The sequence below is a fragment of the Colwellia sp. Bg11-28 genome (assembly GCF_002836245.1).
GTDB classification, from domain to species: Bacteria; Pseudomonadota; Gammaproteobacteria; order Enterobacterales; family Alteromonadaceae; genus Colwellia; species Colwellia psychrerythraea_A.
This window is the reverse complement of record NZ_PJBA01000006.1, coordinates 1916849-1935761: the sequence shown is the minus strand read 5'-3', so window position 1 is coordinate 1935761 and position 18913 is coordinate 1916849. Positions and strand designations below refer to the sequence as shown.

The 18913-nt window shown below is 38.1% G+C and carries 20 protein-coding genes; 6 read left to right on the top strand and 14 right to left on the bottom strand.

Features of this window, described 5'->3' with window-relative positions; genetic code table 11:
* Window positions 1-108: 108 nt before the first annotated feature.
* The 3 genes from add to CXF79_RS15630 all read right to left on the bottom strand — a co-directional run bounded on the left by add (window position 109) and on the right by CXF79_RS15630 (window position 3303).
* On the bottom strand, window positions 109-1116 hold the full coding sequence (gene add, locus CXF79_RS15640; protein WP_101156066.1) for an adenosine deaminase: 1008 nt from the start codon (window positions 1114-1116) through the stop codon (window positions 109-111).
* Window positions 1117-1232: 116 nt separating this feature from the next.
* A complete protein-coding gene (locus CXF79_RS15635; protein ID WP_101156064.1) occupies window positions 1233-2138 on the bottom strand; it encodes an endonuclease/exonuclease/phosphatase family protein in 906 nt (301 codons plus the stop codon).
* Window positions 2139-2310: 172 nt separating this feature from the next.
* Complete coding sequence (locus CXF79_RS15630) at window positions 2311-3303, bottom strand: hypothetical protein (RefSeq protein WP_232769194.1); 993 nt, start codon at window positions 3301-3303, stop codon at window positions 2311-2313.
* 452 nt (window positions 3304-3755) lie between these two features.
* Here CXF79_RS15630 and CXF79_RS15625 point away from each other — a divergent pair, with 452 nt between their 5' ends.
* The 5 genes from CXF79_RS15625 to CXF79_RS15605 all read left to right on the top strand — a co-directional run bounded on the left by CXF79_RS15625 (window position 3756) and on the right by CXF79_RS15605 (window position 7517).
* Window positions 3756-4598, top strand: a complete 843-nt coding sequence (locus CXF79_RS15625; protein ID WP_101156062.1) for an isopenicillin N synthase family dioxygenase — start codon at window positions 3756-3758, stop codon at window positions 4596-4598.
* A 43-nt stretch (window positions 4599-4641) separates the two neighbouring features.
* Window positions 4642-4773, top strand: coding sequence for a hypothetical protein (locus CXF79_RS23825; protein ID WP_269801470.1), 132 nt, complete (start codon window positions 4642-4644; stop codon window positions 4771-4773).
* A gap of 314 nt (window positions 4774-5087) precedes the next feature.
* Window positions 5088-5813 carry a 5-oxoprolinase subunit PxpA gene (locus CXF79_RS15615; protein ID WP_101156060.1) on the top strand — a complete coding sequence of 242 codons (726 nt, stop codon included), beginning with the start codon at window positions 5088-5090 and terminating at the stop codon, window positions 5811-5813.
* Window positions 5813-6547, top strand: a complete 735-nt coding sequence (pxpB, locus tag CXF79_RS15610; protein WP_101156058.1) for a 5-oxoprolinase subunit PxpB — start codon at window positions 5813-5815, stop codon at window positions 6545-6547. The genes CXF79_RS15615 and pxpB overlap by 1 nt, the downstream gene beginning before the upstream one ends.
* 1 nt (window position 6548) lies before the next feature.
* Window positions 6549-7517: a biotin-dependent carboxyltransferase family protein gene (locus tag CXF79_RS15605; protein WP_101156056.1), complete on the top strand. Its 969-nt coding sequence runs from the start codon at window positions 6549-6551 to the stop codon at window positions 7515-7517.
* Between the two features lie 47 nt (window positions 7518-7564).
* On the opposite strand, the gene uspE is transcribed toward CXF79_RS15605, so the two are convergent.
* From uspE to CXF79_RS15550, 11 genes are all read right to left on the bottom strand, one after another.
* Window positions 7565-8515, bottom strand: a complete 951-nt coding sequence (uspE, locus tag CXF79_RS15600) for a universal stress protein UspE (RefSeq protein WP_101156053.1) — start codon at window positions 8513-8515, stop codon at window positions 7565-7567.
* A gap of 145 nt (window positions 8516-8660) precedes the next feature.
* The gene (locus tag CXF79_RS15595) at window positions 8661-9380 is read right to left on the bottom strand and encodes an FNR family transcription factor (protein WP_101156051.1); all 720 of its coding nucleotides are present in this window, start codon (window positions 9378-9380) and stop codon (window positions 8661-8663) included.
* 53 nt (window positions 9381-9433) lie between these two features.
* On the bottom strand, window positions 9434-10183 hold the full coding sequence (locus CXF79_RS15590; RefSeq protein ID WP_011042812.1) for a sulfite exporter TauE/SafE family protein: 750 nt from the start codon (window positions 10181-10183) through the stop codon (window positions 9434-9436).
* Window positions 10180-10392, bottom strand: a complete 213-nt coding sequence (ccoS, locus tag CXF79_RS15585) for a cbb3-type cytochrome oxidase assembly protein CcoS (protein WP_011042813.1) — start codon at window positions 10390-10392, stop codon at window positions 10180-10182. Before ccoS ends, CXF79_RS15590 begins: the two co-directional genes overlap by 4 nt.
* A 102-nt stretch (window positions 10393-10494) precedes the next feature.
* The gene (locus CXF79_RS15580) at window positions 10495-12957 is read right to left on the bottom strand and encodes a heavy metal translocating P-type ATPase (protein WP_101156049.1); all 2463 of its coding nucleotides are present in this window, start codon (window positions 12955-12957) and stop codon (window positions 10495-10497) included.
* A 100-nt stretch (window positions 12958-13057) separates the two neighbouring features.
* Complete coding sequence (locus CXF79_RS15575; RefSeq protein WP_011042815.1) at window positions 13058-13552, bottom strand: FixH family protein; 495 nt, start codon at window positions 13550-13552, stop codon at window positions 13058-13060.
* Window positions 13553-13760: 208 nt separating this feature from the next.
* Window positions 13761-14732 (bottom strand): cytochrome-c oxidase, cbb3-type subunit III, encoded by a 972-nt coding sequence (gene ccoP / locus CXF79_RS15570; RefSeq protein ID WP_011042816.1) that lies wholly within the window; start codon window positions 14730-14732, stop codon window positions 13761-13763.
* Complete coding sequence (locus CXF79_RS15565; protein WP_011042817.1) at window positions 14725-14931, bottom strand: cbb3-type cytochrome oxidase subunit 3; 207 nt, start codon at window positions 14929-14931, stop codon at window positions 14725-14727. Before CXF79_RS15565 ends, ccoP begins: the two co-directional genes overlap by 8 nt.
* Before the next feature lie 10 nt (window positions 14932-14941).
* On the bottom strand, window positions 14942-15586 hold the full coding sequence (gene ccoO, locus CXF79_RS15560) for a cytochrome-c oxidase, cbb3-type subunit II (protein WP_011042818.1): 645 nt from the start codon (window positions 15584-15586) through the stop codon (window positions 14942-14944).
* Between the two features lie 10 nt (window positions 15587-15596).
* The gene (gene ccoN, locus CXF79_RS15555) at window positions 15597-17021 is read right to left on the bottom strand and encodes a cytochrome-c oxidase, cbb3-type subunit I (protein WP_011042819.1); all 1425 of its coding nucleotides are present in this window, start codon (window positions 17019-17021) and stop codon (window positions 15597-15599) included.
* 431 nt (window positions 17022-17452) lie between these two features.
* Window positions 17453-18238, bottom strand: a complete 786-nt coding sequence (locus tag CXF79_RS15550) for a Crp/Fnr family transcriptional regulator (protein ID WP_101156047.1) — start codon at window positions 18236-18238, stop codon at window positions 17453-17455.
* Window positions 18239-18435: 197 nt separating this feature from the next.
* Here CXF79_RS15550 and CXF79_RS15545 point away from each other — a divergent pair, with 197 nt between their 5' ends.
* Window positions 18436-18909: a hypothetical protein gene (locus tag CXF79_RS15545; protein ID WP_101156045.1), complete on the top strand. Its 474-nt coding sequence runs from the start codon at window positions 18436-18438 to the stop codon at window positions 18907-18909.
* The last annotated feature ends 4 nt before the right edge of the window (window positions 18910-18913 follow it).

The window sequence follows — 18913 nt, the reverse complement described above, 5'->3', positions numbered from 1 at the left end:
TTTACTGATTTTTACAGTACTGCGCAGTATTTATTCATCTATAAATATTGCACAGTTAATAATAATGCTAAGTGAAGTATCGTTCAAGTAGCCCCTATTATTTTAGGCCTATTTTAGTGTTTTTTTCTTAATATTGAGAAGTGTTTGCTTTTCTTGTTCAGATAAAAAGCTCATTTGCACCGCATTTCGTTGTAATTGGCTGATTTGATCTATATTGAGTCCAAGTACTTCGCGTGCTACTTGAAATTCGCCAGCGAGCTCGATATTTTCAACGGCAGGGTCGTCAGTATTTAAGCAAACTGTAAGATCGTTTGCTAAAAATGTTTTTACTGGATGTACTGCCAAATCTTTAATCGTTCCTGTTTGGTAGTTTGAAGTAAGGCAAGACTCTATGCTTATTTTATTTTCTCGCATGTAGTCCATTAATTCTTGATCCTTAGCACAAGCCACACCATGACCAATGCGCGTTGCACCTAGTGTTTTTATAGCATGCCAAACACTTTCAGGCCCGGCGGCTTCACCGGCATGGACACTAACATTAAGGCCTGCATCGTTTACTTGTTTAAAGTGACTTTCAAAAAGGCTGCCTGGAAAATTGTACTCATCGCCCGCGAGGTCAACTGCAACTAAATCATCTTTATAAGCGAGCAGGGCATTGAGTTCACTTTGGCAGTGTTCAACACCAAAGGTACGACTTAAAATGCCCATTAAATTAATTTTAGTGGTAAATTTTTTTCTACCCTGATTTACCCCCTCAATAATTGCTTCTACCACACCCTCTATTGGTAAGTTGTGCGTCATGGCGATGTAATAGGGAGAAAACCTTAATTCAGCATAATCAATATTAGCGTTGTAAGCATCTTCAACATTCTCAAAACCGATACGTACCACATCATCTAGGGATTTTAGCACACCAACACCCCAATCAAGCTTTTTCAAAAAGGCAAGCAGGTCAGCTTCACTGTCAGTGATTTGCACGTGAGGGATAAATGCTTCAAAGTTGTCTTCAGGTAATTTAATATTATTTTGTTGTGCTAACTGCCAAATAGTTTTTGGGCGTATGTTTCCATCTAGATGACGATGTAAATCGACGAGGGGAAGTTGATTATTAAACATGATAAAAGTTTGTCCTAGCAGTGAAAGTGTTGTGGATAAAATTATGCCGTTGAATTTTGAACATTACCCACGTTACATTCTTATTAATTATAGACTTCATTAGTGTGTTCTAAAAGTTAAAGCTTAACCTTTACTGATATAGGGCAATGGTCGCTTAAGTTTCGAGATAATTCTTTAGTGTATTTAGGTTTGAAAATAAGTTGTTCAAATGAAGATTCAATATACTTTTCTTTGGCCTTAGGGCTAAAAATAATATGGTCTATGTATTCTTTATAATAACCGCCCCAACAACCAGAATTAGCTGTCATGGTTGGTGTCCATAGCGTTTCTTGTCCATCATCATTTAATGCTTGCCACAAACCTTTATCTTCAGAGTATTTTAAAGCGATATCTTGAGAAAAACGTCGATTAAAGTCACCTAAAACAATATACGCAGCGTCTTGGCTTGCATGTAAATCAATCCATTGCTCTAACGGAGATATTTGCTTACTAAGTTTGGTACAGGCCTCTTTACGTTTTTCTTCTTTAATTGATGTACTCGGCATTGCCTTAACACTACTGCTATCTAATGGCGCAGCAAAACAGCCAGATTTTAAATGTACGGCTAACAAATGTAATGTTTTACCATTTTTTGTTAGCGTAATATCCATGCCATGGCGTACTTTACCGACATCTAAGGCTTTATATTCTTTAGCTTCAACAGTAAAGTGTTGTGATTTTTTAATAGCCACGCCAACACGTTGAACCCAGTCTTTGGTAGAAAAGTAATAATCATAATCATTGCCAAAAACTTTGCGTGCCCAATACTCACTCTCAACCTCTTGCAAAGCGATAACATCAGCATTCAATTGTTTGGCATACTTGGCTAATTTTTTGTAATCAGCGTCGGTACGATGGTTGTACTCATGAGAGCCTAGCCAAGCGATGTTCCATGAAGCAACTTTTATCTCTTCGGCCTGAGTTTTAAAACTGCTGAACAGAATAAATAGCAGTCCGATTGTTGTTAATATTACGTTTTTCATCAATAATTCTCTTTTAAGTTCAACGTTTAGTTTGAATATGAACTATCAGCCAAACTTATAGTTATTGCTTTACTTAACCATTAGGTCAGGATTTATATTTTGCAACATTACACTATTTTTACGTTAAGGCACAACCTGTAGGTATAAAAAATTATTGCTGTGTATGCTTTCATTAATTTGAACAACCAATAGTGGGTAAATCTGGATTAATCAGACCGTTTATAATAAAGGGTCTATCAGGTGATTCCTTATTAAAGATAACTTGAGTGGCATCAAGATATTGAAAATCACCCGCAGCATTTAAATGCCATAGGTTGCTGTCTAACTTCTCAAAGCAGAACTCTCCGGTATCACCATGGCTAATGAGTATTGGTTTATTGATTCGCTTTGCTAGATCTTTAAACGCTTGGCGATACACAGCAAATGCGTCACAAGCTGTTAAGGATGAATTATCGCATGAGCCACTCTCTAATACTGACTGTTGATAAATGTCAGCTTGAAAACCGATAATTATCGCATCAAAATCTTTTGCTTTTTCTTCAATGTTTTTTAACCAAGTAAGATTATTATTGTCTCGCTCATCAACTTTTTTGATAGCATTCTCTCGCTTTGATTTATCGATATTAGCCCTACCATTACTGGTTCCAACTATATGTAAAGTACTTATTGCTAGGCGGTCATTAATCCATATCTTATTTTCTATTTGTGTTTCTTGACTAATAATTGAAGGTAAGTTTTTGGTTAACAATGGTGGCGTTTTAAACATCAATTTTATTAGGAAATCGAGTCTTTCTAATTCATTAAAGCTGTAAAGTAATGACGAACGATCACAGTCAGTCCAATCATTATCTCCAGGGGTGTAGATAATTTTACCTGGATAGATTTGAGCTAACAGTGCTTTATGCTCTTTTAATAAGTCGTCAGTACACGACTTACTACCACTTTTAAAGTCCCCAAGATGCATAACTACAGTAGGATTTATTGCATTAATAAGACGATAAAGAATGCCTCCGGGCCCTTGTATCATTTGTTTTTCTTTATCGCTATAGGGTGTATCGGCCAGTACAACCACTGTTTGTGCCCAAAGTGTTGAGCTAGTAGTCGAAAGCAATAAAAAGGTAATGTGTAAACAACGCTTTTTCCATGTGTAAATGCTGAAAGTCATCAGTAGCCTTTTAAAATCAAATTAAGAATAAAGGAAATAAAGCTAACCTAGCGAAGAATGGGAATTGATGCAAGTTATACCAATTTGTTTAAATTTATTCCTTACTCAGAGCTACATTAGCGAGCTTAGAGCAAGAAAAATTTGTTAAACATAGTTATTCTATATTTTATTCATTTTACGCTGTTATCAGTTTGCTAATTAGCTTCCAAAGGACGAGTTTAAAAGGCTTATATGTTGCGTTATTGATTTTGACAAGGGAATAACCATTCTCTTCAATCTATGCCTTACCTTTAAGCCTTTTAATTCTCGCTGAGTGGGAAATAACTTAATCAACTTGGTATTAGTTATCATAAAGTAAACGAACCAAGTGGTCAGGTTTTTATCTTGCAGCTGTTGAACAAAATCGAGAAAAGAGTAAAATCTCATTATTATCGACAAAGAGAAGTCAAATTATGCAAGTACTAGTTGTAGATTACACCGCAAAAGACGCGGCAGAAAAATTTGTTAAAAGTTTACATGAAACTGGTTTTGCTGTGCTTGTTAATCATCCAATAAAGCAAAGTTTAGTTGAATCAATTTACAAAAATTGGCAAGAATTTTTCTTAAGCGAAGAGAAACATGCATTTGCTTTTGATCCTGTAAAGCAAGATGGCTATTTCTCATCTGAGATATCTGAAACGGCAAAAGGTCATAGTAAAAAAGATATAAAAGAGTATTTCCATGTTTACCCTTGGGGACGTATTCCTGCACAGCTAAATGATGAAATTCTTGAATATTATCGTTTAGCATCAGAGCTTGCTGCCGAGTTACTTGACTGGGTAGAAGAGTACAGTCCAGCGGACATCGCAGATAAGTATTCTGAAGCTTTATCTAATATGATTAAAGAGACGCCAAATACATTGTTACGCATCTTACATTATCCACCACTGACGGGTGATGAAGAAGCTGGCGCTGTTAGAGCAGCTTCACATGAAGATATTAATTTATTGACTATATTGCCTGCAGCGAATGAACCTGGTCTACAAGTTCAACGTCAAAATGGTGAGTGGATTGATGTTCCTTCTGACTTTGGTAATCTAATTATTAATATTGGTGATATGTTACAAGAAACATCAGCTGGATATTTTCCATCAACAAGTCATCGAGTTATCAACCCAACAGGCAAGGGCAGTGATAAATCTAGAATTTCATTACCGTTGTTTTTGCATCCTCGCAGTGAAGTGGTGCTATCTGATAAGCATACTCAAGCGAGTTATCTACTCGAACGTTTACGTGAGTTGGGTGTTAAAGTTTAACTAAATATGTAGTTAAGTTAATACCCGTTCCACTTGAAGATGCATGATTCAGCTGGAAACAGAACCGCTTTTAGGCAAGGCATTGATTGAAGAGAATAGTTATTCTATTGTCGAAATCAATAACGCAGCATTAAGCGTTTCTAATCCAGCCCCTTGGGGAAGGCTGAGCAAATAATACTCTGCGTTACATTTCTTTTTAAGGGACTGACCCTTAATAAAAAAATGTGCCTTGATTATGAATCGCTCAGACTTCCTGAAACGAGCATCTTCAAGTGGAGCGGGTATATAATTTATTTTCCCTAGCCGACTTGTGTAACTCGTCGGCTTTTTTGTACCTGTCATTCAATATTTGAGTGACTATGTTTAAATTATTTACCTTGCCTAAAGTGGTTTTAATTCCCACTGAAATTCTGCACTTTGATTGGTAACGGGTATATAATCGCTATATTCTAAATGTTTATTATAAAGAAATGTGACAAGGTCATGAGTATGAAATTAAACTGCGATTTAGGTGAGAGTTTTGGTGCTTGGTCTATGGGACTCGATAATGAAGTTATGCCTCATATTGATCAGGCAAATATAGCCTGCGGCTTTCATGCTGGTGACCCTTTAGTGATGCAAAATACGTTGGCATTAGCCAAGCAATTCCAAGTCAGTATTGGTGCGCATCCTAGTTATCCTGATTTAGTTGGCTTTGGCCGTCGTTCAATGGCTTGTTCGTCAGAAGAAATAATCGCGCTTATACATTATCAAGTGGCAGCACTTGACGGTATGGCAAGTGCTCAAGGGCTATCGCTAGATTATGTAAAACCCCACGGCGCACTCTATAACGACATGATGAGAGAGCCTAAAGTGTTTGAAGCTATTTTAACTGCGCTTGCTCAATATCCAAAAACACTTGCGTTGATGTTACAAGCAACGGCAGATATTGAGTCGTATAGGGATCAGGCAAATAAATTTGGTCTCGTTATTTATAGTGAAGCATTTGCAGATCGTTGTTATGACGATGAAGGTCGATTATTAGCACGTAGTCAATCGGGGGCAGTGTTAAATAAAGAAGCCATGCTTGCCCAAGTTAAACAATTATCACAGCAAGGCACTGTGACCACCATCTCAGGTAAAGTGCTCAAGATTAGCGTAGATAGTTTATGTGTTCATGGTGATAATATTGCCGGTGTACAGGCTATTCGTGAAATTAAAGAGCTGCTGAGCTAATGTCAACGCTGATAAATGACAGTATTCGCCTTGAAATTGCCGGTGAAAATTCCTTGATGCTATATTTTTCAGATAAAGGACAAGAGTCGTCAATTATTACTCCAAGTATCAGCAGTAATGTTCACCAGGCAGAACAGCTTATTCGTCAAAATTTTTCAACTGAAATAATTGACCTTATTTCTTCATACGCCTCCATTTTAGTGGTGTTTAACTTACTTGAAATAGATCACCACCATTTGCGTAATAAACTAAAAAGGTTATTGAAGCAATGCGGTAATGCAAATAATAAGCAGGGTCGGTTAATTGAGTTACCCGCTTATTATTCGCTTGAGTCAGGCATGGATTTACAACGCATTGCCAAGTATGCCAAATTAACTGTTGAACAGGTTATTAACTTACATCAAGCGCAGGAATATCGAGTGTACGCTATAGGGTTTGCCCCTGGTTTTGCTTATTTAGGTGAAGTTGATAAGCGCATTGCCATGGCCAGATTAACTACGCCACGGCTAAAAGTGCCCAAAGGCGCCATTGCTATAGCCGATAGACAAACTGCCGTTTATCCAGCGCAATCTCCTGGCGGTTGGAATCTCATTGGTTTATGCCCGATTGATATGTTTAACGCACAAGCAGAGCCTACGATGCTTGTAGAAGTGGGAGATAGGGTGAAATTTGTCGAGATAGATAAACAGAAGTACCTTGAGTTAGGTGGTAATTTACCCAATCAAGTGAGTTAAAATGACTATAAGTAAGAATGCTTTAGGGTTTATCGTTACCAATGGCGGTGTCTTAAGTTTAATTCAAGATGCGGGTCGTTTTGGTGCCTTTAATTTAGGACTCACTAATGGCGGTCCTGCAGACTCTTTAGCTTTTTATTGGGCCAATAGATTATGTGGTAATACAATAAATTCAACGGCTATTGAAATTAGTCTGGGAGGCTTGGAGCTTATTGCGCAAGTTGATTGTGTTATTGCTATTACAGGCGCTCCGATGCCACTGACTATAAACGGTCAACCAAAGTCATGTTGGCGAAGTTTTCTGGTTAAAGCAGGAGATACTATTAGTTTAGGGTTCACCCCAGTTGGTGTGCGTTGTTATTTGGCAGTAGCGGGAGGCTTTACTATAAAGCCAAATTTTGGCAGCACAGCCACGGTTTGTCGAGAGTCGGTAGGTGGCATTAATGGTAATAAACTGGTCAATAATGATGTATTACCTTGTCAAACAGTGTCTAAAGCTGATGATAGTTTAAAACTGCTAATGTTAGCCGAAAATGATCAACCACAATATACTAATGAAGTACAATTACATACGGTATTAAGTTACCAGCAAGCTCATTTTTCCAATATAGAAAAAAGATCATTTTTCTCAAGTGAATATCAAATTAGTCAACATTGGGATCGCATGGGATATCGTTTACAAGGTCGTGCGATAAGGGCTGATGTAGATGGTATTTTATCGGAAGGGATTTGTTATGGTGCTGTGCAAACACCAGCCGATGGTCAGCCAATAGTTTTACTTAATGATCGACAGACTATTGGAGGCTACCCTAAAATTGGTGCCGTTATCTCACAAGATTGCGCTAAACTTTCACAGTTACGCCAAGGTGATAAAGTACGCTTTGAGCCAATTTCTATGTCACAAGCAGATAATATGTTTCATCTAAATTTGAGACGATTCTCACAAACAAAGCTCATTAATTATTCCTAACCTCAGCTTTATAATTAAAGTTGAGGTTAGGTAAATAAAGTTAATTACTACTCAACATCAAGTGGTGATATATAGCCATCAGGTTTTAACGCTAAAACATCACAGTCTAATTGGTCAATAACATGTTCAGCAGTATTACCAATCAGTGCTGCAGAAATACCAGTTCGACCGATGGTACCTAAAATAACTAATTCAGCATCAATCTTAAGGGCTGCTTGTTCAATGACCGCTTCAGGTAAGCCTTCCTCGACATAAGTATTACTTAATGGGATATCAAAGCTATTAGCATGCTTGCTCATAGCTTCTTTATGGTGTGCTTGCATAGCACTATTATATTCGCTAGCGTCAAACTCAGGGATTTCAATGGCAATATTTACCGGAGTGCCTGGGAATGAATTAACTAAGTGCACATCTGCAGTGATTAATTGAGCAATATTTTTTGCTTGTGTAGTAATGGCTTCGTTTAAAGAGATATGCTCAGCTTCATCACTACCAACATTTACAGCGGCTAAAATATTACCTTGTTCAGGCCATTCATGTTCTTTAACAAGTAGTACAGGACATGGGCACTTTCTCAAAATGTGCCAATCGGTTGGCGTGAATACTACAGATTTAAATTTATCATGTTGGTGGGTGCCTTTGACCACTAAATCATACTTATGCTCAATGACTTGGTTGATAATGGCTTCAAAAGGGCGATTATGCCAAACAACTTTGCTGGTAATAGTTATTGGGCTATTACTTACAGCAATGATGTCATCTAGCCATTTTTGTTTTTCTTTAATAACCATTTGGCGCATGGTGTCGCGCTCGCCACTGGATAATATGGTGGTCATCTCATAAGAAAAATCAAAAATACTAAAAAAAGCAGTAATATTTGTTTGCTGATCTGGAGCGGCAGTATTTATTCTTGATGCGAGATCAATGACTCGTTTAAGGGCTTTTTGTTCATCTGTTGTTGGATCTATCACAACAAGGATATTTTGATACATGTCCATGGCAACCTCTGGCAAACTAAATAATAACGTTAGTTTATTTATAGCAAAGTTGACAAATTAATGCTTGTTTTAAATCAAGTTTATTTTGTTATAGGGTTATTATCTTTGGGGCGATAATAAACCTATAACAGGAAGGCAGATAGAACTATAGGGCAGCAGTATCACAAAGCTTGTCGATATCAATAATCGAAATTAATTTACCATCGACTTTAATTAAGCCACTTTTATGGAAGCGATTTAATAAACGGCTAATCGTTTCAACAGTTAAGCCAATATAATTACCGATATCACTTCGAGTCATTGTTAAGCGAAATTCTGTCGATGATAAACCACGGGCATGGTATCGTTCACTTAAGCTCACCAAGAAAGTTGCAACACGTTGCTCTGCATTTTTTCTGTTTAGCAGGGTTAACATTTCTTGATCAGTTTTAATTTCATGACTCATTAATCGCAATACCTGCTTTTTAAGCTTAGGCATAGTATTAGATAATTCATCTAGATTTGTATAAGGAATTTCACAGACCATTGATGTTTCAAGTGCTTGGGCAAAACTAGGGTGTTGGCTTTCAGCAATTGCATCAAAGCCAAGTAAATCACCGGCTAAATGAAAACCAGTAATTTGTTCTTCACCTTGTTCATTAACGGTAAACGTTTTAAATGTGCCTGAACGAATGGCATACAGCGCATGCATTTCTTGGCCATCATGAAAAATTTTATCGCCTTTATGAATAGGCCGTTTGCGGTCAATAATATTGTCAAGAGAATCAAGTTCTTTATCATTTAAAGAGAAAGGTAAACATAGCTCACTAATGCTACAGTTTTGACACTTGATATGTTGTATCGTTGGACAACTTTTATTTTGCATAATATTACTCTGTGACGTAGCTATTTACGCTACTTTAAGACAAGTATATGTTATTAGAACATTACTTGATATGCAACAACAAAACTGTAGATACCGTAGGTAATAAGAGAAATAGCCATCATTTTTCGAAAGACTTTATTGACTAGTAGATTTTTTATGCTGTCGATACCTAGGGATAAAGCAATTAATGCGGGTAAAGTACCTAGTCCGAAACAAAGCATAATAGCTGCACCAGTTAAAATACTACCACTGGCAAGTGCCCAAGTGAGTGTAGAATACACCAAACCACAAGGTAACCAACCCCACAAAGCCCCTAAACCTAACGCTTTTTTAGGAGTATCTACTGGGATGACATGTTTAGCTAAAGGAGATAAATAGCGCCATAAACCTTTGCCTAAAGATTCAATCTTATTTAACCATAAAAGCCACTGGCCTATATAAAGGCCCAAGAGAATAAGAAAAAGTGCTGCAACTAGGCGTAACCCTGCAATAGGTAAACCTACATTTTTAGCGGCGATAGAGCCAGTAAAACCTACAATTGCGCCAATTAGGCAATAACTAGCAATGCGCCCAACATGATATAAGAAGACTAGATTTAAACGGGAAGCTTGGGGCGAGCAACCTGATGGTGCTGAGGTTACGTTGACAGGAATGTCGCCTTGCAGGCTTTCTTTAGTGGTTGGCAAATTTGACGGTTTATTAATAGCAGAAGTCAGCAGGGTAGTTATACCACCACACATAGCTAAGCAATGACCAGAGCCAAGCAAACCAATAATAAAGGCAGAAAAAACATCTAAACTCATTGGTTATCTGAGCTTTGCTTAGTGTCTTCTATTTCTTTCTTTGGCTTTTCTTCGGTGACTTCATTTTGTTGTTCATCATCAAAAAGAATACTCATGCCTTGCTTTTCTAAGTCTTCAAATTGCTCAGTTTTAACTGCCCAGAAAAAGAGGTAAATGCCCAAAGCAGTTAATAATATGGCTATAGGAATTAGGATATAAATAATACTCATATTTTACTCATGACTAAGTTGATTCGCGTGTTAAGTTTATCTCTAGGGCAGCACTTTGCTTTTAACTCATTGCCCCGCTGATTATTTAGCTTATTTCTTAGCTTACTTTTTAAGTAAACGTAATGAATTAGTAATAACTAAAATAGAGCTAGCTGACATGCCAATAACAGCCATGTAAGGCGTTATATAACCAGCCACAGCTAACGGTAATACAATAGCATTATAACCAAAAGCCCATAAATAATTTTGTAAAATTATTCGACGAGTTCGGTGAGCGACTTTTATCAAAGTATCGATGCTGCTCAGTTTATTATTGAGCAAAATAACATCTGCACCACTCTTAGTGATATCTGCGCCACAGCCCATTGCTATAGAAATATGGGCAGCGCCAAATACTGGTGAATCGTTCACGCCATCACCCGCCATGGCTACTGTATAACCTTGAGCTTGGACCTGTTTAATCTGTTCCATTTTATCTTTAGCACTCAGTCCACCCAATACAGTATTTACGGGTAATGTTTGCGCAATAGTGTCACAAGCTATTTGACTATCGCCAGATAATAACAGCGTTTTATTGTGATTATTAAGCTCAGAGATCACTTCAAAAGCCTCGTCACGAATCTTATCAATGAGATAAAATACGGCAATAATTTCTTTATTGGCTATTAAAATACAGCTAGCACCGTTTACATTAATCTTAAGTGACTTTGCTTGACCGCCTTCTTCAGCAAGACTATTTTCCAACCAAGAGTATTTACCAATGGCATAATCAATAGTATTTATCGTACCGGTAACACCTTGTCCAGAATGCACTTTAACTTCTTGTGCAGTTAAGTTGTAATCTCTATGTTCGGCAAATGGTTTAGCAATAGGATGCTCTGAATGAGCTTCTAATGCTGCAGCTATGGCAAGGATCTGTTCTTGGTTGTAGCTTGAATCGTTATTGATTAACTCAACCCTATCAATAGTAAATTCACCCGTGGTTAAGGTGCCTGTTTTATCAAAAGCAAAACAGTCAATTTTTGGCATGGTTTCCATAACATGACCACCTTTGATCATAATACCTGCTCGATTTAAATGAGTGGTTGCACAAGTTAAGGCGGTAGGTGTTGCTAATGAAAGTGCACAAGGGCAGGTCGCTACAAGGACAGAAAGGGTGATCCAAAAAGCTTCCTCTGGCATATGTTGCTGCCAATAAATAGCGGTTGCTATGGAGGTTAATAAAATAAGGGCGACAAAGTATTGGGCAATCTTGTCTGACAATTTTGCTATTTTAGGTTTATGTGCTTGAGCTTCTTCGCTTAAGCGGATCAGCTGGCTTAAAAATGATTGATTTGTTGCTTGTTTTACTTGCACGGTAATATTACCGTCACCATTGAGTGTACCAGCAAAGACATTATCATTGATTGTTTTGCTAATAGGTACTTGTTCGCCAGAGAGCATGGCTTCATTGAGTTGGCTTAGCCCAGAAATAATGACGCCATCAGCAGGTACCACTTCACCTGGTTTAATGATAACGAGGTCGCCTTGAATAAGTTGTTTCGCGGCAACTAATACTTCTCTAGTTTGTGATTCGTTGTTCTGTGCTTCTGCGACGATGTTATCGTTCGATACAATCACTTTAGTTGCCGTCATAGGCATTAATTTCAATAAATTTGCAGAGACTTGCGCTGCATGTGATCGGGCTCTAAATTCTAAGAATTTACCGATGAGCAGTAAAAAGGTGAACATGGAGACCGATTCAAAATACACCTCTCCTTGCTGAGTAATTGTTGCCCAAGCACTTGCACTAAAAGCTAAAAGGATAGCAATAGAAACGGGAACATCCATGGATAAACGTTTTGCTTTGATCGCTTTTATTGCGCCTGTATAAAAGGGTAAGGCACCATAAAAAATAATAGGAATTGTTAAGATGAAACTAACCCAGCGTAGATAAACTTTATTGTGTTCAGCCATTTCAGAGAAGGCACCAAAATAAAGGCCAAAGGCTATCATCATGATTTGCATCATTAAGATGCCACTTATACCTAGACGTTTGATAAATGCTTTGCTTTGTTTTTTATTTCTCAGTTCTGCTTCGTTGGCTTTAAAAGGCAGTGCTTGGTAACCAATATGCTCAATAGCCTGTAATATCTCACTGAGTTTTAATGCATCATCTTGCCATCTTACAGTCGCTCGTTGACTAGTCGCATTGACGTTTATCTTGACTAAACCTTTGAGCTTTTCCAATTGCATTTCGATAAGCCAAGCACAAGCAGCGCAACTAATACCATCAATCGTTAATATGGCTTCTTTGCAATCATTGTCTTGATAAATAAACTCGGTTTGTAAGACAGCTTCATCAAGTAATTTGTTTTTTTGTAATTGTTCAGGGACAAGAGATTGGCCTTTATGAGCCGGCTCTGTTCTTACTGCATAATATTGAGTTAGGCCATTATCAACGATAGTTTGAGCTACTGCCTGGCAACCAATGCAGCACATAGGTTGTTGAATTTGGCTGATTTCAACCGAGAGGTTAATTCCGCGGGGAACGGCTTCATTACAGTGAAAACATTGACTGGTCATGGCTACTTTCTTAGGGCTGGAGGCACTATGGTAACTTTTTAGATGTCACCATAGTGATTAGAATCGTGCTAACTTATTTAGCTCATCAACGCTATTTAACTTATTGGGCTTTTATCGGGTTAGGAATTAAATCGATAAAATCAGCTTGCGGTAAGCTAAGGGTATCTTGTATTTTCCAATTGTTTTCAAAAGAAGTCAGGGTCAGTTTCCATTTGCCGCTAATATCTTTATCAAAATGGTGTCTGAAATAGCCATTACCATCCTGAGTTAACGCTAAATAAAAGTCTCTTTCTTCAAGGGTAGGATGAAAAAAACTGACATTAAGTAGTGGGAAAACTTTTTCAATACCCGTTGGTTTAATTATTAACTCATTGTCTTTTAACTGAAGCGCAAATCGCATGCCCAATTTTTGGGCCATTTTTACTTTGCCCACTTCTAAATTGATGGATTTACCTTTTTTATAATAATCACCAACGACTAACGTATCAGGGTTAGTGTTAGCTATGATATACGTAGCAATACCAGCTACAACAGCAGTAAAAGGAAGAATAAAAACTAACCAAGCCCAAGGCTCGCGGTACCAAGAATCTTTCATAAAAAAGTACTTACGTTAACGGTAGAATATGGGGCAAGATTATACCTTTTTTCTCAACAAGCATCTAGTTCTGTGCTCTTTAAAAGACATAAAAAAACCCTTGGTTACAAAGTGTAACAAGGGTTTTATATTCATGTTGAGGGATAGCTCAATCTGTCATGAATGACAAAGACCGAACTAAGCCGCTCAGTATCAGTATTATGGATTATTAATCTTGAGAAAGACTATAAACATAAGCACTAATTAGATGAACTTTTTCTTCACCAAGAATATCTTTCCATGGCGGCATAACACCAGCACGACCATTGCGGATAGACTCTTCAATTGCACGTTTTGAACCGCCATATAACCAAACATTATCTGTTAAGTTTGGCGCGCCCATAGGCATACCTAATGCTAAGCTACCTTGTCCATCAGGACCATGACAAGCAGCACATAAAGCAAATTTAGCTTTACCGGCTTTCGCTAATTCAGGATCTACTGAACGACCACTTAAGCTAATGACATAAGCTGCAACTTCTTTAACACCTTGGTCGCCGCCTAATGCGCCTTCCCAAGCCATCATGCCTGAAGCAATACGACCATTCATAATAGTCTCTTTAATCACTGCAGGTGTGCCGCCATATAACCAGTCTTTATCAGTTAGGTTAGGGAAGCCGGTAGTACCGTGAGCATCAGAACCATGACACTGTGAACAGTTTTGGATGAACAAACGCTGACCCACTTTTAATGCGTCGCCGTCAGTAGCCAAATCTTCAATGCTACGCGCAGCGTAAGCTTCAAAAATCGGACCAAATTTAGCATCAGCAGCGGCAACTTCACGGTCATATTGTACTAATACACCAGAGTCTTTATGCAAGTTCTCTATTGTTTTAGCTTTTGATTCCGCAAGGTTTAAAATGCCTTGGTTAGAGCTTTTCCAGCCTAAAACGCCAGTCCAGTTACCTAAGCCATAAAGTGCGATATAACCAAATGCCCAAACGATAGTTAATAAGAAAAACGTGCTCCACCATTTTGGTAAAGGGTTGTTTAACTCTTCAATGCCGTCAAACGTATGACCCATTGATTCGCCTTCTTCAACGCCTGCAAAGTTCTTTAAGCACATACGTAGTAGTAAAAAACACCCTACTAACGAGCCAAGGGTAAGAACCCAAACCCATATATTCCAGAAGCTAGACATTATTATTCGTCTCCTGTTTGCTTTCTTTATCGGGATGGCGCGTTTTATCTGCTGTATCTAATTTGTCTTCTTCAAAAATAGAGTTTGCGACATCATCAAATGAGTCTTTACGCTTTTTTGAATAGGACCATACAACGATGATAATAAACAACGCCAATATAAGGAGGGCAAAAAACCCTCTAAGTGTTCCGTAATCCATGATGCTCAGCTTACTTTAATGCGTGGCCAAGTGATTGCAAATACGCAATCAAGGCACTCATTTCAGTTTTACCTTTTACAGCATCTTTAGCGCCGTCAATTTCTGCTTGAGTATAAAGCGGAATTGCATTGCCGTTTTCGTCTTTATGACTACGGTTACGTGTTAAGAAGTTAAATGTTGCTAGCTTCTTACCCGTTAACTCACCATCAAGTGTGTCAGTATTCAACCAGCTATATGCAGGCATGTTTGATTCTGGCACAACTGAACGAGGATCTGTTAAATGGGCAATATGCCAATCATCACTATAACGACCGCCAACACGTGCTAGATCAGGACCAGTACGCTTAGAACCCCATAAAAATGGATGTTCCCAAACGCTTTCGCCCGCAACACTGTAGTGACCGTAACGCTCTGTTTCAGCGCGAAATGGACGAATCATTTGACTGTGACAGTTACTACAACCTTCACGGATGTAGATATCACGACCTTCCATTTGCAGGGCAGTGTAAGGTTTTAAGTTATCAACTGGCGTCGCTAATTCTTTTTGGAAAAACAATGGCGTAATTTCTACTAAACCACCGATGCTGATAGCAAAGACAGTAAATAGGAAGAATAAGCCAACGTTCTTTTCAACTTTTTCATGTGAATTTTTCATATGGCTCTCCTTAAGCTACTTCAAGAGGCTTAAGACTTCCGTCTTTAGCACCAATTGTTTTAAACATGTTGTAAGCCATTAATAAGAAACCAGTTACCACTAATACACCACCTAAGAAGCGGATGAAATAGAATGGGTAAGAAGCGGTTAAACTCTCAACAAAGCTGTATGTTAATGTACCGTCGCTATTCACAGCTCTCCACATTAACCCTTGCATTACACCTGAAATCCACATAGCTACGATATAAAGTACGATACCCGCAGTGTGCAACCAGAAATGAATGTTGATAAGGCGCATGCTGTACATACGGCCTTGGTTAAACAAGATTGGGATTAAGTGGTACATAGCACCAATTGAAACCATAGCAACCCAACCAAGAGCACCAGAATGTACGTGACCAACAGTCCAGTCAGTATAATGAGATAAGGCATTAACTGATTTTATTGCCATCATCGGGCCTTCAAAGGTAGACATACCGTAGAAAGATAATGAAACAATTAAGAAGCGTAAAATAGGATCACTGCGAAGTTTATGCCATGCGCCAGAAAGCGTCATGATACCGTTGATCATACCACCCCATGAAGGAAGGAATAATACGATAGACATTACCATACCAACTGACTGAGCCCAATCAGGAAGTGCAGTGTAATGTAAGTGATGAGGACCAGCCCAAATATATAAAGAAATTAATGCCCAAAAATGAACAATAGATAAACGATAAGAATATACAGGACGTTCAGCTTGTTTTGGTACGAAGTAATACATCATACCTAAGAAACCAGCAGTTAATAAGAAACCAACGGCATTATGTCCATACCACCACTGCATCATGGCATCAATAGCGCCAGAATAGAGTGAGTATGATTTCATTGCCGAAACAGGTATAACCATTGAGTTACCGATATGCAACACAGCAACGGTAACGATAAAGCCGCCAAAGAACCAGTTAGCTACGTAAATATGCGAGGTTTTACGTTTAACTAAGGTACCAAAGAAGACGATGGCGTACGAAACCCAAACAACAGCAATAAGAATGTCGATTGGCCATTCTAGCTCTGCGTACTCTTTAGTAGAGGTATAACCTAAAGGTAACGAGATAGCCGCTGCAACGATAACAGCTTGCCAACCCCAAAAGGTAAAGGCTGCTAATTTACCGCCAAATAGACGCGTTTGACAGGTACGTTGCACAACGTAATAAGACGTGGCAAATAAAGCACTTGTACCAAAAGCAAAAATTACAGCATTAGTATGAAGTGGACGAAGACGGGAGTAGGTTAACCAAGGTGTATCAAAATTTAACGCAGGCCAAATTAATTGTGCCGCGATAAGTACACCTACTAGTGTACCCACGATTCCCCAGATTACAGTCATTACAGTAAACTGACGTACAACATCGAAGTTGTAGTCTACTGCTGACGTATTACTTGTGGTCATGTTAAGGATTCCGCAGTGTTATTATTAATCAGAAAGTATTTCTTGCTGTAATACCTAAACATGAAAAGCCTTAGATATAGGACACAATTCATACTAACTCTGTGTGTTTGCTCTATGAGCTGTGATATATGTCACATCCGTGTAAGCAAATGTGTCTAAATCCCAGCAATTTTACCCTTTGGCAAGGATATAAATCAACAACTATGCGCGTTTAAATTTGATGTAGATCAATAAAAGAGAATTGCCCTTAAATTGCTTGTGGATATTAATTGAACAATAAAAGATAAAAGTAACTCAATGAGTTAGCAAAGATTTATTAACTTTCACTTTTTATTCGTTGATAAATTTTAGCAGAGATAGAGGGCACCTCACTTAGAGACTTTTTGACAGAATTAAATACCAGCGTTATTTAGCTTTTTTCACGATGAACGTTATTGATTTGAAAGTTGCTTCAAATGATTTAGGGATAATAAGGATAATTGTTTACCATTGAGACTAATTAGCTGTTCATGTTGAAATTTTGACAATAATCGGCTCAAAGTTTCACGACGCATACCTAAGAAGCTGGCAATGTCTTGACGACTAATGGTTAACTCTATTTCTGTTTCATTGCCTGAATGTTTAGCATTGCGCTGACAAATATTAAGTAAAAATGCAGCGAGTAAACAGTCAGCCGATTTTTTACCAGTGATCGCGTGAGCATTACGTTGTTGCTCATAGCTTTGTTTTGTGAGTAATTGAATTAAGTTTTGCTGTAACTCTGGTGCTAATTGTGAACAGGCAGAAAGCGAATCTACATAAACCTCACAAACTGAGTTATCACCTAAGGCAACAGCACTGTAATTATAAACTTCTAAAAATAAAGCATCTTCACCTATCAGTTCACCAGGAAACCTGAAACCAACAATTCTGTCAAGGCCGTCATCATTTTTCTGACACAACTTAAAAGTCCCTGAACATACTGCGAATATAGCGGTAAGTGGACTAGCTTGTTCAAACAATGCAACACCAGCCGATTGATTTAGCGGCAGTGATGAACTTTGTTCGGTGCTAACTTCAACACGTCTAGTTAGATAGTTACTGGTTAAATCAATAGCCTGATTATCGGCGTCGATCGGCTGACAGATGGCTTGCATCGAGCAATTATCACAGTCAACGTATCGCGGATGCTTGTGCTGAGAAGTATTTTTCTTGGTCGTTTTACTAGATAGGGTCATTACTTACAACGAGTATGTTTTATCAATTAAATTAACTAATGGCGTAAACTTTAAGGTGAATAAATTTTCAATAACAAGACGTTTTATTGATATTAGTTAACTAAGACTTAGGGTAGCTAGTTTACTGGCGTTAGTGGATAATAACAACTTTGCAGCAAAAGGTAGGTTTTTCAGTGTCTAATAAGAGGTTTAATAACGTGTTAAAATGGCTTTCCCTTGTTGGTTGTTTATTCCTCATTAGTGCCTGTAAGCCAGTAAGTGAAAAAAGCTCTGTAAATAACGCTAGTGCCCTAGTTGCACTATGTATTGAAAGTCAGAGCCAGTGCGAAATCAATACCGAGTTTGCTCATTTTAAGGTTAAATTTTCTCAGCATCAATTATCAGACAAGGTTATAACTGAGCTACCCTTTTTTATTGAGCTGACACCATTTTCTCAGCAAAGTCCTTTGCAAAGTATTACCAAAGTATCTGCTTATCTGGAGGGTAGAGATATGTTTATGGGTAAGGTACCGGTATTTTTTGAACCTACTGATGAAGGGAACGTTTATTTAGCAGAAAGTTTATTGGCTAATTGCAGTGAAGAACAAATGGTGTGGCGTTTGTGGATAACGGTGGAATTGATAGATAAAAAGCAGACGTTTTTTGTCGACTTTACCAGTCAACGTTTTTAACGTT

Excerpts from the sequence above, each read along its gene's own strand:
- add (WP_101156066.1), bottom strand. The coding sequence starts at position 1,116 with ATGTTTAATAATCAACTTCCCCTCGTCGATTTACATCGTCATCTAGAT.
- CXF79_RS15635 (WP_101156064.1), bottom strand. The coding sequence starts at position 2,138 with ATGAAAAACGTAATATTAACAACAATCGGACTGCTATTTATTCTGTTC.
- CXF79_RS15630 (WP_232769194.1), bottom strand. The coding sequence starts at position 3,303 with ATGACTTTCAGCATTTACACATGGAAAAAGCGTTGTTTACACATTACC.
- CXF79_RS15625 (WP_101156062.1), top strand. The coding sequence starts at position 3,756 with ATGCAAGTACTAGTTGTAGATTACACCGCAAAAGACGCGGCAGAAAAA.
- CXF79_RS23825 (WP_269801470.1), top strand. The coding sequence starts at position 4,642 with ATGATTCAGCTGGAAACAGAACCGCTTTTAGGCAAGGCATTGATTGAA.
- CXF79_RS15615 (WP_101156060.1), top strand. The coding sequence starts at position 5,088 with ATGAAATTAAACTGCGATTTAGGTGAGAGTTTTGGTGCTTGGTCTATG.
- pxpB (WP_101156058.1), top strand. The coding sequence starts at position 5,813 with ATGTCAACGCTGATAAATGACAGTATTCGCCTTGAAATTGCCGGTGAA.
- CXF79_RS15605 (WP_101156056.1), top strand. The coding sequence starts at position 6,549 with ATGACTATAAGTAAGAATGCTTTAGGGTTTATCGTTACCAATGGCGGT.
- uspE (WP_101156053.1), bottom strand. The coding sequence starts at position 8,515 with ATGGACATGTATCAAAATATCCTTGTTGTGATAGATCCAACAACAGAT.
- CXF79_RS15595 (WP_101156051.1), bottom strand. The coding sequence starts at position 9,380 with ATGCAAAATAAAAGTTGTCCAACGATACAACATATCAAGTGTCAAAAC.
- CXF79_RS15590 (WP_011042812.1), bottom strand. The coding sequence starts at position 10,183 with ATGAGTTTAGATGTTTTTTCTGCCTTTATTATTGGTTTGCTTGGCTCT.
- ccoS (WP_011042813.1), bottom strand. The coding sequence starts at position 10,392 with ATGAGTATTATTTATATCCTAATTCCTATAGCCATATTATTAACTGCT.
- CXF79_RS15580 (WP_101156049.1), bottom strand. The coding sequence starts at position 12,957 with ATGACCAGTCAATGTTTTCACTGTAATGAAGCCGTTCCCCGCGGAATT.
- CXF79_RS15575 (WP_011042815.1), bottom strand. The coding sequence starts at position 13,552 with ATGAAAGATTCTTGGTACCGCGAGCCTTGGGCTTGGTTAGTTTTTATT.
- ccoP (WP_011042816.1), bottom strand. The coding sequence starts at position 14,732 with ATGTCTAGCTTCTGGAATATATGGGTTTGGGTTCTTACCCTTGGCTCG.
- CXF79_RS15565 (WP_011042817.1), bottom strand. The coding sequence starts at position 14,931 with ATGGATTACGGAACACTTAGAGGGTTTTTTGCCCTCCTTATATTGGCG.
- ccoO (WP_011042818.1), bottom strand. The coding sequence starts at position 15,586 with ATGAAAAATTCACATGAAAAAGTTGAAAAGAACGTTGGCTTATTCTTC.
- ccoN (WP_011042819.1), bottom strand. The coding sequence starts at position 17,021 with ATGACCACAAGTAATACGTCAGCAGTAGACTACAACTTCGATGTTGTA.
- CXF79_RS15550 (WP_101156047.1), bottom strand. The coding sequence starts at position 18,238 with ATGACCCTATCTAGTAAAACGACCAAGAAAAATACTTCTCAGCACAAG.